The 13793-nt window shown below is 62.9% G+C and carries 10 protein-coding genes; 9 read left to right on the forward strand and 1 reads right to left on the reverse strand.

Features of this window, described 5'->3' with window-relative positions; all coding sequences use genetic code 11:
- Positions 1–107 precede the first annotated feature (107 nt).
- The 4 genes from tmpA (at position 108) to D3227_RS03885 (ending at position 3723) form a co-directional block, all read left to right on the forward strand.
- Positions 108–1259: a 2-trimethylaminoethylphosphonate dioxygenase gene (tmpA, locus tag D3227_RS03870; RefSeq protein WP_120012682.1), complete on the forward strand. Its 1152-nt coding sequence runs from the start codon at positions 108–110 to the stop codon at positions 1257–1259.
- A complete protein-coding gene (tmpB, locus tag D3227_RS03875; RefSeq protein ID WP_120012684.1) occupies positions 1256–1840 on the forward strand; it encodes a (R)-1-hydroxy-2-trimethylaminoethylphosphonate oxygenase in 585 nt (194 codons plus the stop codon). Before tmpA ends, tmpB begins: the two co-directional genes overlap by 4 nt.
- Before the next feature lie 30 nt (positions 1841–1870).
- Positions 1871–2071 (forward strand): hypothetical protein, encoded by a 201-nt coding sequence (locus tag D3227_RS03880; protein ID WP_120012686.1) that lies wholly within the window; start codon positions 1871–1873, stop codon positions 2069–2071.
- Positions 2072–2562: 491 nt separating this feature from the next.
- Positions 2563–3723: a PcfJ domain-containing protein gene (locus D3227_RS03885; protein ID WP_120012688.1), complete on the forward strand. Its 1161-nt coding sequence runs from the start codon at positions 2563–2565 to the stop codon at positions 3721–3723.
- 61 nt (positions 3724–3784) lie between these two features.
- Here the strand turns inward: D3227_RS03885 and D3227_RS03890 are convergent, their stop codons facing one another.
- Positions 3785–5587, reverse strand: coding sequence for an NAD(P)/FAD-dependent oxidoreductase (locus tag D3227_RS03890; protein ID WP_120012690.1), 1803 nt, complete (start codon positions 5585–5587; stop codon positions 3785–3787).
- A gap of 379 nt (positions 5588–5966) precedes the next feature.
- Here D3227_RS03890 and D3227_RS03895 point away from each other — a divergent pair, with 379 nt between their 5' ends.
- The 5 genes from D3227_RS03895 to D3227_RS03915 all read left to right on the forward strand — a co-directional run bounded on the left by D3227_RS03895 (position 5967) and on the right by D3227_RS03915 (position 13740).
- A complete protein-coding gene (locus D3227_RS03895) occupies positions 5967–7748 on the forward strand; it encodes an acetolactate synthase 3 large subunit (RefSeq protein WP_120012692.1) in 1782 nt (593 codons plus the stop codon).
- A gap of 80 nt (positions 7749–7828) precedes the next feature.
- Positions 7829–8401 (forward strand): acetolactate synthase small subunit, encoded by a 573-nt coding sequence (gene ilvN / locus D3227_RS03900; RefSeq protein WP_006204962.1) that lies wholly within the window; start codon positions 7829–7831, stop codon positions 8399–8401.
- Positions 8402–8530: 129 nt separating this feature from the next.
- Entirely contained in the window at positions 8531–9127 is a 597-nt protein-coding gene (locus D3227_RS03905; RefSeq protein WP_120012694.1) for a LysE family translocator, read from the forward strand.
- Positions 9128–9295: 168 nt separating this feature from the next.
- Positions 9296–10579, forward strand: a complete 1284-nt coding sequence (locus D3227_RS03910) for an efflux RND transporter periplasmic adaptor subunit (RefSeq protein WP_120013043.1) — start codon at positions 9296–9298, stop codon at positions 10577–10579.
- Positions 10576–13740, forward strand: coding sequence for an efflux RND transporter permease subunit (locus D3227_RS03915; protein WP_120012696.1), 3165 nt, complete (start codon positions 10576–10578; stop codon positions 13738–13740). Before D3227_RS03910 ends, D3227_RS03915 begins: the two co-directional genes overlap by 4 nt.
- Positions 13741–13793 lie beyond the last annotated feature (53 nt).

The following is a 13793-nucleotide window of genomic DNA, read 5'->3' on the forward strand; positions in this document are numbered from 1 at the left end:
TAGCCATTGGCTGAAAAATCATAATTTGAATTATGCCTGTCGTGCCGTCAGCATGCAATCGAAACCCTGTGGAGCAAGCCCCGGGGTAGCAACAGGAACGGATATCCATGCTGACCCACGCGCTCATCGGCGACGAAGGAAGAACGATCGAACTTGGCTGGCAGGACGGGACGCGCACCCGCTTCCATGCGATGTGGCTGCGCGACAATGCGCTCGACGACAAGACCCGCAGCGCCGGCAACGGCCAACGGCTGATCACCATTCTCGACATCCCGGCCGATACGCGCATCGGCGCGGCTCAGATCAGGCCCGGTGCCCTGGAACTTAGCTTCGTGCCGGAAGGAAGGACGGTCAGCTTTCCCGCGCAATGGCTGAGCGCGCACGCCTACGACCGCGTCGAGTTGCGCAAAGGGGGCTGGACGAGCGATGCGATCGAGCGTTGGACCAAGACGACGATGCAGAATTCGGTGCCGCGCGCCGGCTACGCCGCCGCCGGTCATGATCGCCAAACCCTGCGTGAATGGCTTTCGGCTGTGAGGCGCTTCGGCTTTGCCGTGATGGACGGGGTGCCCACAGAATCCGGTGCACTGTGCAAAGTGTCCGATCTGTTCGGCTATATCAGGGAGACCAATTACGGCCGCTGGTTCGAAGTGCGCGCCGAGGTCAATCCGAGCAATCTCGCCTACACCAATCTCGGCCTGCAGGCGCATACCGACAATCCCTATCGCGATCCGGTGCCGACGCTGCAGATCCTGTCCTGCATCGAGAATACGGTGGAGGGCGGCGAGTCCAGCGTCGTCGACGGCTTTGCGGTTGCCGAGGCATTGCAGACCGAGAGCCCGGAAGGGTTCCGTCTGCTAAGCTCGTATCCGGCGCGCTTCGAATATGCCGGCTCGTCCGGCGTGCGGCTGCAGGCCAAGCGGCCGATGATCGAACTCGGACCGGATGGCGAGTTGCTCTGCATTCGCTTCAACAACCGCTCTCTGGCGCCGACGGTCGACGTGCCCTTCGCCGAGATGGGAAAATACTATGCGGCCTATCGCCGGTTCGCCGAACTGATCGAGGATCCCCGTTTCGAAGTGACATTCAAACTCGAAGCCGGGCAGGCCTTCATCGTCGACAACACCCGCGTCATGCATGCGCGCAAGGCGTTTTCCGGCACTGGCAAGCGCTGGCTGCAAGGCTGTTACGCCGACAAAGACGGCCTGCTGTCGACGCTCGCGGCGATCGAACACGGTTTCAGGGAGGCAGCGGAATGAGCGGCCAGGACCTGAACGCGGACAACATCGTCGAGTTCATCGCCGACATCTTCGAGCGCCGGGGTGCCGAATCCTATCTCGGCGAGCCGGTGACCATGTCCGAGCATATGCTGCAAGGCGCCTGGCTGGCCGAGCAGGACGGCGCGCCCGATGTCCTGGTGGCGGCAGCACTCCTGCACGATATCGGCCACTACACCAGCGAGTTCGGCACCTATTCGCCTGACGATGTCGAGGACAAGCACCATGACGAGGCCGGCGGCGAAGTGCTGGCGCCGTTCTTCCCGCCGGTGATCGTCGAATGCGTCAGGCTGCACGTCTCGGCCAAGCGCTATCTGTGCGCCACCGATCCGACCTATTTCGGCAAGCTCTCGCAGGCCTCTGTCCATACGCTGTCGCTGCAAGGTGGGCCGATGAGCGCCGAGGAGGTGGCGGCGTTCCGTAAGAACCCGTTCCAAGAAGAAGCGGTGCGCGTCCGCATCTGGGACGAGGGCGGCAAGGTCGCCAACATGAAGACACGGACCTTTCGCGACTACGTGCCGTTGCTGCAGCGGGTCGTTCGCGAGTTTCGCGATCGCACCTGACGCAATTCATCACTGGGGAGGAGACAGCCCATGTGTTTCTGCTTCGACGGCGAAAATGCGGTTGCTGCATACCGGCCGGATGACTGCCGCGAGCGCCTGCCTGCCGCAGGCGCTCCCACCTTGCGGCCGATCGCTTCCCGCCGCGAGCCCAGCCGGCTCGCCGCTGCGCTCGAACCCATCGATGCCAGGCAGGTTCACCATCTTGCTGCCGCGCTTGTTCCAATGTACTAGCCGCGCCCAACATGCGGCCTTCCTTTCATTTGCCGCATCGTGTCAACCACGCTTTTGATGGAGGCGACGATGAGATCTTGTTCACGCATTTTGCGCCTCCGCGGCGGACGGTCAGCTGGCTCGCGCCACGGCGGGTTCCCCACTTCCTGACAATCTGACGACCGCCGCGCTGCGATGCATGGTCATCGTCTGCACGCGGTTCGTCGCGTCGCAACGTTCCACCAGAACGGCGGAGAGCCGAGAGCTCTCCGCCGACGATGGCGGCTGCCCGAAGGCCTGAGATGCGCTTTCGCAACACCCTCTCAGCCCATTGTAAACATTGAAAGAATAGCTCTTGCGTCGAGTTCGTTGCGAGCGTAGAGACGCCGCCCATTCCTAACTCGTCTTCCTGAAAGGAGACCCGTCAATGTCCCGGCAGTCCAGATCGACACAGTCCGTGCCGACGCTGGAATTGCGTGCGGCTGACAGGGTTCCAATCAGGAAGAACGGCCATGGCAAAGTCCATGATCCAGCGCAGGCAGGACGCCGAGCGCGAACGCATTGAAGCATATACCGCAACACTGCGGCGGGTTTCGCCCGCCCCGCGTCCCGCTCCGGATTTCGAGCGGGCGCTCGATGAGGCACGCCGGGGCTTTGCCGGCGTCGCGATCCGCGATGGTGCGTTGTGGCGGCCGAAGCTGAAGACGCGCGACCGCGCGCGCCTGCGACTGGCCGCGGCGCGCCATCTCTATGCGCGCTACCCGGTCTCGGTCGCGCTCGAGGCCGTCTGGCTGGACGCTTCGGGGCTGGATGCCAACGAGGTGGCGTTCCGCAAGGCCTGGTACGTCGCGGTCGCGCGTGGCGACTCGCTCTACAAGGCTGGCGCCAATGAATGGCTGTCGCGCAAGGAGGTGCATTGCTTCCTGAACGTGGCCAGCGATTTCACCTTCGATGAGGCGTTCTGGTTGGCGATCGCCCGGTCTTACACGGATGATCCCGGGTTGGCCACTCGCCTTGCGCGGACGAAGATCGCGAGGACGCCGCGCGGGGAGCTCGCCTTCTGGCGCGAGGTGGCGCGGTTCTTCTGTGGGCATCCGGCGTCGAAGGAGGAGATCGACGATCTCTGCGACTACATCGGCGCCATGCACCAGCGCGATGCAGCGTACAGCCTGAAGGGCCGCACGCTCGCCTCGCTGCGCCGGCAGATGCTAGAATGGCACCGCGACATTGCTGCGATAGAACGCATCGAGGCAATGCGCCGCCGCGCCGCCGGGCGGGTTCCAGGTACTGCCGGATCGCAGTCGGAGCGGCGCGCCTGGGACGGCTCGCGCCTCGAGGACTGGGACTGGAAGCCGTCGGCCAAGGAGGCGAAGGCGCATGGCGAACGCTTCTTCGTTCGCCAGTTGAAAACGGCCGAGGACCTGGTTGCAGAGAGCCGTGCGATGCATCACTGCGTCTCGATGTACGCGGCCAAATGCATCGCCGGCTACGCCTCGATCTGGGTGCTGCGGCGCACCGCGCTCGGCAAGATCGAGCGGCTGCTGACGATCGAGCTCGACCCGCAAAACCGTGCGCTGCAGGTGCGCGGTTTCGGCAATCGCGTCGCCACGCTGGAGGAGCGCAAGATCGTCGAGCGCTGGGCCAAGGCGAGGGGCGTGGTGCTCGGGGCCTGAAACGCAAGACCCCGCGCGGCGGAAACGCCGCGCGGGGTCCGCAAGAGGGATGTGCCGCGGACTACCCTTTGTGATGCACCTGCTGCAGCCCGTAGACCGGCGTCGGGATGCCTTCATGCCGCGCCTTCAGTTGCAGCGACAGGAACTGCGAATAGTGGCGTGACTGGTGCAAATTGCCGCCATGGAACCACAGCGCTTCCTGCTGCGTCGGCTTCCACATGTTGCGCAATTCGCCTTCCCAGGGACCCGGATCCTTGGTGGTGCTGGAGCCGAGACCCCAGCATTTGCCGACCTTGTCGGCGACCTCTCGGGAAATGAGGTCGGCCGCCCAACCATTCATCGAGCCGTAGCCGGTGGCATAGACGATGAGGTCGGCCGGCAGTTCCGGTCCGTCACTGAGCAGGACCGAATGCTCCCTGATCTCCTTCACCTCGACGCCGCTTTTCAGCTTGATCGAACCGTCGATGATCAGGTCGGACGCGCCGACGTCGATATAGTAGCCCGAGCCGCGTCTGAGATATTTCATGAACAGGCCGGACTCGTCATCGCCCCAGTCGAGCATGAAGCCGGCCTTCTCCAGGCCCTTGTAGAAGTCGGCGTCGCGCTTCTTCATCTCGGCGTAGGCCGGGATCTGGAATTCATGCAGGATCTTGTAGGGCAGTGAAGCAAAGATGAGGTCGGCCTTGGCCGTGGTCATACCGCCTTGGACGGCCTTTTCCGAGTAGAGCGAACCCAGTCCGATTTCCATCAGCGTGTCGGATCTGGAGATGTGCGTGGTCGAGCGCTGCACCATGGTGACATCGGCGCCGGCCTCCCAAAGGGCTGCGGCGATGTCGTGGGCTGAATTGTTCGAGCCGATGACAACCGCCTTCTTGCCAGCATAGACATCGGGACCAGGGTGCTTCGAGGAATGGTGCTGATCGCCCTTGAAGCTGTCCATGCCCTTGAAGTTCGGCATGTTGGCCTTGCCGGATTGTCCCGTCGCCAGCACCAACTGCTTCGGCTTCAACGTGATGTCCTTGCCGTCGCGGCGAACGACGACCGTCCATTCCTTCTTCTTGTCGTCATAAATGGCGCTCCTGGCCTCGGTCGAGGACCAGTAGTTCAGCTCCATGACCTTGGTGTACATTTCCAGCCAGTCGCCGATCTTGTCCTTTGGCGAGAAGACCGGCCAGTTCCTGGGAAAATCGATATAGGGCAGATGGTCGTACCAGACCGGGTCGTGCAGGCAGAGCGACTTGTAGCGCTTGCGCCAGCTGTCGCCGGCGCGCTCGTTCTTCTCGACGATGATGGTCGGTACGCCGAGCTGCCGCAGCCGCGCGCCGAGCGCGATGCCGCCCTGGCCGCCGCCGATGATCAGCGTGTGCGGCTGCGTCTTGAAGCCGAGCTCGGCGGCTTCCCTCTCGCGCTCCTCCTTCCAGGTTGGACGGTTCTTGCCGTGACCATGCTTGGCGCCCATCGGCCGAGCGAAGCCGGCCGGCTCCTCGTAGCCTTTCAACTCGACCATGGTGGTTAGCAGCGTCCAGATCTTGCCGTCCTTCAGCCGGATATGGCCGAAGCCGCGCGCCACTTCCGTTTCGAAGCTGATCCAGCCTTCAAGCAGCCCGTCGCTTTCCGTGGCATCCTCGCCTTCGGCGATCGCCCAGTTCGAAGGTTTCGTTTTCGCCAGCTGGCTGACCAGCATGTCGCGCACCTGGTCGCGGCCTTCCATGGTCTTGATGTTCCAGGTGAAGGTGACGAGATCGCGCCAATAGCAGTCGTCCTGAAAGCAGGCGACGGCCTTGTCGATATCGCCGGCGGCGAGAGCCGAGCCAAATGTGCCGAGCAGGTCGGCAAGCTTCTTGTTCGGGGCCTTTTCCAGCATCAGTTTCCTCCGGGTCTTGAGATCGCTTCTTGGGTGAGCGCGTGGCGGGGGCATTGTCCGGCGCGACGAAAGTATTTCGCCAAAACCGCCATCGCGTCACGCCCTCCAATAGTTTGGCGCGTTTTCAAGGGCTTGAACGGGCAGGGGGCCGCACGGTGTCATTTTTGCCGTTGACAGGCCGCCGTGCCCGCCTCTAGTGTCCGCCACCATGAAAACGGCACTCATTCTCGTAGGAAAGCGCGTGGGCAAGGCGGTGTAACCGCCGGGCGAAAACCTCCCATGCGCATCACACAGGCTCCCTCGGGGGCCTTTTTTATTGCCCGAAACACGACTAAACGACCAGCAATCGCCAGATGGCGGACAGTACGGGACCAGACCGATGAGCAATGGACAGAGTGAGCGGCGCGAAATGACGGGCGCCGAAATGGTGGTGCAGGCGCTGAAGGACAATGGCGTCAAGCATGTCTTCGGCTATCCGGGCGGCGCCGTTCTCCCAATCTACGATGAAATCTTCCAGCAAGACGACGTCGAGCATATCCTGGTTCGCCACGAGCAGGGCGCTGGCCATGCGGCGGAAGGCTATGCGCGCTCGACCGGCAAGGCAGGCGTCATGCTGGTGACCTCTGGCCCTGGCGCCACCAACGCCGTGACGCCGCTGCAGGATGCGCTGATGGATTCGATCCCGCTGGTTTGCCTGACCGGGCAGGTGCCGACTTCGCTGATCGGCTCCGACGCGTTCCAGGAATGCGACACCGTCGGCATCACGCGCCCCTGCACCAAGCACAACTGGCTGGTGAAGGACGTCAACGAACTGGCCGCGACCATCCATGAAGCCTTCCATGTCGCGACGACGGGACGTCCCGGCCCGGTTGTGGTCGACATCCCGAAGGATGTGCAGTTCGCCAAGGGCATGTATGTGCCGCCGCAGACGGCGCCGCGCACCAGCTACCAGCCGAAGGTCCAGGGCGACCTCGACAAGGTCAAGGCGGCGGTCGAATTGATGGCCGGGGCCAAAAGGCCGATCATCTATTCGGGCGGCGGCGTCATCAATTCCGGCTCCGAGGCCAGCCATCTGCTGCGCGAACTGGTCGATCTCACCGGCTTTCCCATCACCTCGACGCTGATGGGTCTCGGTGCCTATCCGGCTTCCGGTAAGAACTGGGTCGGCATGCTCGGCATGCACGGCACCTATGAAGCCAACATGGCCATGCATGATTGCGATGTGATGATCTGCATCGGCGCGCGCTTCGACGACCGCATCACCGGGCGGCTCAACGCGTTCTCGCCGAATTCGAAGAAGATCCACATCGACATCGATCCGTCGTCGATCAACAAGAACGTCCACACCGACGTGCCGATCATCGGCGACGTCGGCCGGGTTCTGGAGGATCTGGTGCGGCTGTGGCGGGCAAGCGCCAAGGCCGACAAGAAAGCGCTGCACCCCTGGTGGGAGCAGATCGCCAAATGGCGCGCGCGGGACTCGCTCGCCTACAAGATGAACCACGACGTGATCATGCCGCAATATGCCATCCAGCGGCTCTATGCGCTGACCAAGGACATGGACACCTACATCACCACCGAGGTCGGCCAGCATCAGATGTGGGCGGCGCAGCACTATCATTTCGAGAAGCCGAACCGCTGGATGACGTCAGGCGGGCTTGGCACGATGGGCTACGGCCTGCCGGCCGCGCTCGGCGTGCAGATCGCGCATCCCAATGCGCTGGTCATCGACATTGCCGGCGACGCGTCGGTGCAGATGACGATGCAGGAGATGAGCACGGCGGTGCAGTACAATGCGCCGATCAAGATCTTCATCCTCAACAACCAGTATATGGGCATGGTGCGGCAGTGGCAGCAGCTGCTGCACGGCAACCGGCTGTCGCATTCCTACACCGAGGCGATGCCGGACTTCGTCAAGCTGGCCGAGGCCTATGGCGGCCACGGCATTCGCTGCGACAAGCCGGACGAACTGGATGACGCGATCAAGGAGATGATCTCGGTGAAGAAGCCGGTGCTGTTCGACTGCCGCGTGGCCACGCTCGCCAACTGCTTCCCGATGATCCCATCAGGCAAGGCACATAACGAGATGCTCCTGCCCGACGAGGCAACCGACGAGGCCGTGGCCAACGCCATCGACGCCAAGGGCAGGGAACTGGTGTGATATCAGCCGAGGCAGGGCTGTCGGAAGAAGCCGTGCGGAAACAGATAATTAGCTCAAGAGTTGAAATCGAGATTCATGTCATGAACGCACAGCTGCAACCAACCGGCTCCGCCTATTTCATCGCCAAGGAAACAGAAAAGCCCGAGAACCACACGCTTTCCGTGCTGGTCGACAACGAACCGGGCGTGCTCGCCCGGGTCATCGGCCTGTTTTCCGGGCGCGGCTACAACATCGAGAGCCTCACCGTTTCCGAGACCGAGCACGAAAAACATCTGTCGCGCATCACCATCGTGACGCGCGGCACGCCGCATGTGCTGGAGCAGATCAAGCACCAGCTCGAGCGCATCGTGCCGGTGCATCGCGTCGTCGACCTCACCGTGCGCTCGCACGAGCTTGGCCAGGAGCGGCCGCTGGAGCGCGAACTGGCGCTGGTCAAGGTCGCCGGCACCGGCGATTCCCGGGTCGAGGCGCTCCGGCTCGCCGACGCCTTCCGCGCCAGCGTCATCGACGCCAACACCGAGCATTTCATTTTCGAGATCACCGGCAAGGGCTCCAAGCTCGACCAGTTCATCGCCATCATGAAGCCGCTCGGCCTGGTTGAAATCTGCCGCACCGGCGTGGCGGCAATGAATCGCGGCCCGCAGGGGATGTAGAGCCCAGCGCTCGTCGCCGGCAACCGTCTTTCAAGTCCTGTTTGTCTGGACCTGCCTGCCGCTCCGCGGTGGCCTTTGTGCGTCCGGCGAGAAAGGACAATATTATTGACCTAATCTTGGGAGGAAGCCATGTCGTTCGAAGCGTTCCTGGCGCTTTTGGTCTATGCCTTCGTTACCTCGGTCACACCCGGACCGAACAACTTCATGCTACTGGCCTCGGGCGTGAATTTCGGCTTTGTGAGAACCGTGCCGCACATGCTGGGCATTGGCATCGGTTTTCTCATTCTGCTGCTAGCCGTCGGTTTTGGACTTGGCGCGGTGCTGACGGCGTTTCCCATGCTGCACACCGGATTGAAGATCGCCGGCGGCGCCTATCTGCTTTATCTCGCCTGGAAGATCGCCATGTCGCGCTCGATGTCCTGCAAGGGCGAGACGCAGGCAAATCCGATGCGCTTCATCGATGCTGCCGCGTTCCAGTGGGTCAACCCCAAGGCCTGGGTGATGGCGATCACCGCCATGGCCGTCTATACGAACCCCGACCATCCGTTCCTGTCGGTGGTGCTGATCTCGATGGCGTTCGCCATCGTCAACCTTCCGAGCGTTTCGGTGTGGGCTGGGTTCGGCACGGCGCTGCGCGGTTTCCTGTCCGATCCGGTGCGGCTGAAATGGTTCAACATCGCCATGGGTGTGCTGCTGGCGGCGACGCTCTGGCCGATGCTTAGGTAGCCTGCCGCCTTATTGTGCAGTGCACATTAAATCTTCGTAATGCCGCGTTTTGGCCCTTTTCCGACAAAGGCGTGTCCTATCTATTCGGCGAAATCGCGGCAAGAGCCGTGATTTGAGCTGGAACAAGACCACCGGGTTCGGCGTGTCGGATGAGAGGCCATGTTGTCGATGCGCGGAAAAATCCTCTTTGCAGTGATTGCGGTGATCTGCTTGGCGGGGGCCGGTCTCTATCTTTCGCCCACGGCCATGGGCAAGGTCCAGCAGCTGATTCCGGGCCAGAAAGCGGCGACGACGGACAAGGCCGCCAAGGCATCGGACAAGCCGACAGGCGGCGCGAATGGCGCCCGCTCGGCTTCGATCGTTGCCGCGACGGCGACGACGGCGGACTTCCCGATCCGCCGCTATGCCATCGGCTTCGTGTCTTCGCCGGCGGTGGTCAGCATCAACGCCCGGGTATCCAGCCAGATCGTAGCGATCGCGGTCAAGGACGGGCAGATGGTGAAGGCCGGCGACCTGCTGTTGTCGCTCGATGACCGCGCCTTGAAGGCACAGTTGGCCAAGGACCAGGCGACGCTCGCCAAGGACCAGGCGATGCTCGCCAGTGCCGCGGCGGATCTTCAGCGCGCCAAGGACCTCGTCGCCAAGCAGGCCGGCACGCAGCAGACCTACGATCAGGCATTGGCGGCGCAGAAGGCCGCGGCCGCAACCATCGATGCCGACAAGGCGACGATCGATTCCGATACCGTCCAGTTGAGCTACGCCACCATCTCGGCGCCGATCTCCGGCAGGCTCGGCGCCGTCAATGTCTCGGTCGGCGATCTCGTCACCACCAGCAACGGCGGCAGCACTACGACCCCGCTCGTCACCATCACGCAGATGGACCCGCTGCAGGTGAACTTCACCCTGCCGGAAAGCAACCTTGCCTTGCTGCACAAGGCGCTGGCCTCGCCCCAGCAAGGCGGAGTGATCTTGACCAAGGATGGTGATCCGTCGCCGATCGGCAAGGGTACGCTGGATTTCGTCGATTCCAGCGTCGACACGGCGTCCGGTACCATCGCGACCAGGGCCAGCCTGCCAAATCCCGATCTTTCGCTGTGGCCGGGCCAGTATGTGAATATCGTGCTCGACGCCGGCACGATGCCGCAGATGACCTCAGTTCCCACGGTTGCGGTCCAGCCCAGCCAGAAGGGCCCGTTCGTCTATGTGGTGAAGCCGGACAACACGGTCGAGATGCGGCCGGTGCAAGTGGCGCTGACCGAGGGCGACAACAGCGCCGTGAGCCAAGGCCTCAAGAGCGGTGAGCGCGTCGTTGTCGAGGGCCAGACCAGGCTGAAGGACGGCGCCGCCGTGCACGAAGGCAAGGACGCGACCAACGGCGATCAGGCAGCTCCCAAGGTGGCGCAAGTCGAGAAGGCGAGTGGTGCCGACAAGGCCGGCGAGGCCCGTCCATGATTTCCGAATTCTGCATTCGCAGGCCCGTCGCCACCCTTCTGATGTCGTTCGCCCTCGTGCTGGGCGGGCTATTTGCCTACAAATTCCTGCCGGTTGCGGCGCTGCCCAGCGCCGAATTTCCAGTCGTCAATGTTTCGGCCCAGCTGGCCGGCGCCTCGCCGGAGACCATGGCGACCTCGGTGGCGACGCCGCTGATCAAACAGTTCGCCACCATCGCCGGCATCGATTCGATCTCGACCACCAACTCGCTCGGCTCAACGTCGATCGCCATCCAGTTCGTGCTCAACCGCGATATCGATGCGGCGGCCGCCGACGTGCAGGCGGCGATTGCGCGCACCCAGAAATCGCTGCCGCCGCAGATGACGGCGCCGCCGAGCTATCGCAAGGTCAACCCGGCCGACGCGCCGATCCTTTTGATGTCGCTTGTCAGTGATACGGTTCCGCTGACCGATCTCGACGCATTCGCCGAGAACGTGATCTCGCCGTCGCTGTCGACGATCGATGGCGTCGCGCAGGTGTCCATTTACGGCCAGCAGAAATACGCGGTGCGCATCCAGATCGATCCGACCGCGCTTGCCGCGCGCGGCATTTCCATCGACCAGCTGCAGGCGGCGGTTGCGTCGGCCAACAGCAACACGCCGCTCGGCGTTCTGCAGAACAACAAGCAGCAGCTGACCATTACCGCCAACACCCAGCTGACCAACGCCGCCGACTTCTCCAACATCATCATCGCCACCAAGAACGGCCATCCGGTGCGGCTGGGCGAGGTGACCCGGGTCGTTGATTCGGTCGAGACGACGACGACGGCGAGCTGGTATGACGGCACGCGCGCCATCATCATGGCCGTGCAGCGCCAGCCCGACGCCAACACGGTCGACGTCGTCGACAAGGTCAAGGCGATGCTGCCGTCCTTCCAGGACCAGATGCCGGCCGCCGCCAACATCAAGCTGCTCAACGACCGTTCGACCTCGATCCGCCAGGCCGTCGACGATGTGCAGTTCACGCTGCTGCTGACCATCGCGCTGGTGGTCATGGTGATCTTCGTGTTCCTGCGCCGGGTGACGGCTACCATCATCCCGGCCGTGGCGGTGCCGATCTCGCTGATCGCCACGCTCGGCGCGATGTTCCTGTTCGGCTTTTCCATCGACAACATCTCGCTGATGGGACTGACGCTGGCGGTCGGCCTCGTCGTCGACGATGCCATCGTCATGCTGGAAAACATCTTCCGCCATATGGAGGAGGATGGGCTCTCGGCCTTCGATGCGTCGCTGAAGGGCGCGCGCGAAATCGGCTTCACCATTATTTCGATCTCGATCTCGCTGGTGGCCGTGTTCATCCCCGTGCTTCTGATGGGCGGGGTGATCGGGCGCATCTTTAACGAGTTCGCCGTCGTGGTGACGGTCGCCATCCTGGCGTCGATGTTCGTCTCGCTGACGTTGACACCGATGCTGTGCTCGCGGCTTCTGTCGGTGACAAAGGCTGACCGTGAAGCGCATGGCGACGGTCACAAGCACGACCTCTTCACGCGCGGCTATGATGTGGTTTTGAGCTTCTGCCTGCGGCACACATTCCTTGTGTTCCTGGTCTTCGTCGGAACGGCCGCTCTGTCGGTCTGGCTGATCCAGGTCTCACCGAAAGGCTTCTTCCCGCAGGAGGATATCGGCCAGATCTCGGTGACGACCATCGCCCGCCAGGACATTTCGTTCGACGCCATGGCGAAGCTGCAGGGACAGGTGGCCAATGTCTTCTCGCATTCGCCCTATGTCGACCATGTGGCGTGGTCGGCTGGCAGCGGCAACAATGCACTCAACCAGGGGCAGCTCTTCGTCCAGTTGAAAGGCAAGGATCAGCGGCCTGATATCGAGAAGGTGCTTTCGGATCTGCGCAAGCAACTGGCTGGCGTGGCGGGCATCGAGACCTACATGCAGCCGGTGCAGAACCTGAGGTTGGGTTCGCGGTCGTCAGCCAGCGCCTACCAGCTCGTGGTTCAGGGGCTCGATACAGGCTTGACCGATATCTGGGCGCAGAAACTGGATGACGCGATGGCGGCCGACCACGCGACCTTCACCGACGTCACCAGCGACCTCCAGAACAATGCGCTGCAGGCATCGCTGGTGGTGGATCGCGACAAAGCCGCTCAGCTCGGCATCGACACCGACACGCTGCGTTCCGCCCTCTATGGCGGATTCGGCACCGACCAGGTTTCAACGATCTTCGGCTCGGCCGACAGCTACGAAGTCATCACCGAGCTCGATCCCAAGATCGAATGGTCACCCGAGCGGATGCTCGCCATCCAGATGAGGACGGCGAGCGGCAGCCTGGTTCCGCTCGGTGCCTTTGCCCGCGTCGACCGCACCGCCGGCGCATTGACGGTCAACCAACTCGGCCAGCTTCCGGCCGTGACCATCTCCTACAATCTGCCGCAGGGCGTGGCGCTGGGCGACAGCGTAACGCGCATCAACGCGCTCAAAGAGCAAATCGGTATGCCGACGGCGATCTCGACGACCTTTGCCGGCACGGCCAAGACTTTCCAGGATTCGCTGGCCAACCAGGGCCTGCTGGTCGGCGGCGCGATCCTCACGATCTATATCGTGCTCGGCATTCTGTACGAGAGCTTCATCCATCCGCTCACCATTCTCACGGGCTTGCCGTCGGCTGTGCTAGGGGCGGTTGTTGCCTTACGCTTTGCCGGCATGGACCTTTCGGTCATCGCAGTGATCGGCATCCTGATGCTGATCGGCATCGTCAAGAAGAACGGTATCATGATGGTCGACGTCGCGCTGGAACTTCGACGAGAAGGCATGTCGGCGACCGAGTCCATCCACAAGGCCTGTCTGATGCGGTTCAGGCCGATCATGATGACGACATTGGCCGCGCTGATGGGCACGTTCCCGATTGCGCTCGGCACCGGCGCCAGCGCCGAATTGCGCCAGCCGCTCGGCGTCGCGGTCGTTGGCGGCCTGCTTGCCTCGCAGGCGCTGACGCTCTTCGTCACGCCGGTGGTGTATGTCTACATGGAGCACTTCTCCGGCTGGCTGCTCAGCTTCTTTTCGAAGAAAAGCCGACCGACGCTGCGGGCGGTCGAGGCTGTCGAGCAGCCTTCGCTGTTCGATCGCGAGGAAGAACAGGACATCGAACCCCAGAAGGCGGCGGCCGAATAGTATCGATCGGGTGAGGAGGCGCTGGCCCAAGGCGTCGTGCTTGCCGCCGGCTT

Source organism: Mesorhizobium waimense, assembly GCF_003601975.1.
Taxonomy (GTDB): Bacteria; Pseudomonadota; Alphaproteobacteria; order Rhizobiales; family Rhizobiaceae; genus Mesorhizobium; species Mesorhizobium waimense.

What these genes read in the sequence shown, in the direction of transcription:
- D3227_RS03905 (WP_120012694.1), top strand. Translation starts at nt 8,531, where the DNA reads ATGTCGTTCGAAGCGTTCCTGGCGCTTTTGGTCTATGCCTTCGTTACC.
- D3227_RS03890 (WP_120012690.1), bottom strand. Translation starts at nt 5,587, where the DNA reads ATGCTGGAAAAGGCCCCGAACAAGAAGCTTGCCGACCTGCTCGGCACA.
- ilvN (WP_006204962.1), top strand. Translation starts at nt 7,829, where the DNA reads ATGAACGCACAGCTGCAACCAACCGGCTCCGCCTATTTCATCGCCAAG.
- tmpB (WP_120012684.1), top strand. Translation starts at nt 1,256, where the DNA reads ATGAGCGGCCAGGACCTGAACGCGGACAACATCGTCGAGTTCATCGCC.
- D3227_RS03880 (WP_120012686.1), top strand. Translation starts at nt 1,871, where the DNA reads ATGTGTTTCTGCTTCGACGGCGAAAATGCGGTTGCTGCATACCGGCCG.
- D3227_RS03885 (WP_120012688.1), top strand. Translation starts at nt 2,563, where the DNA reads ATGGCAAAGTCCATGATCCAGCGCAGGCAGGACGCCGAGCGCGAACGC.
- D3227_RS03915 (WP_120012696.1), top strand. Translation starts at nt 10,576, where the DNA reads ATGATTTCCGAATTCTGCATTCGCAGGCCCGTCGCCACCCTTCTGATG.
- tmpA (WP_120012682.1), top strand. Translation starts at nt 108, where the DNA reads ATGCTGACCCACGCGCTCATCGGCGACGAAGGAAGAACGATCGAACTT.
- D3227_RS03895 (WP_120012692.1), top strand. Translation starts at nt 5,967, where the DNA reads ATGAGCAATGGACAGAGTGAGCGGCGCGAAATGACGGGCGCCGAAATG.
- D3227_RS03910 (WP_120013043.1), top strand. Translation starts at nt 9,296, where the DNA reads ATGCGCGGAAAAATCCTCTTTGCAGTGATTGCGGTGATCTGCTTGGCG.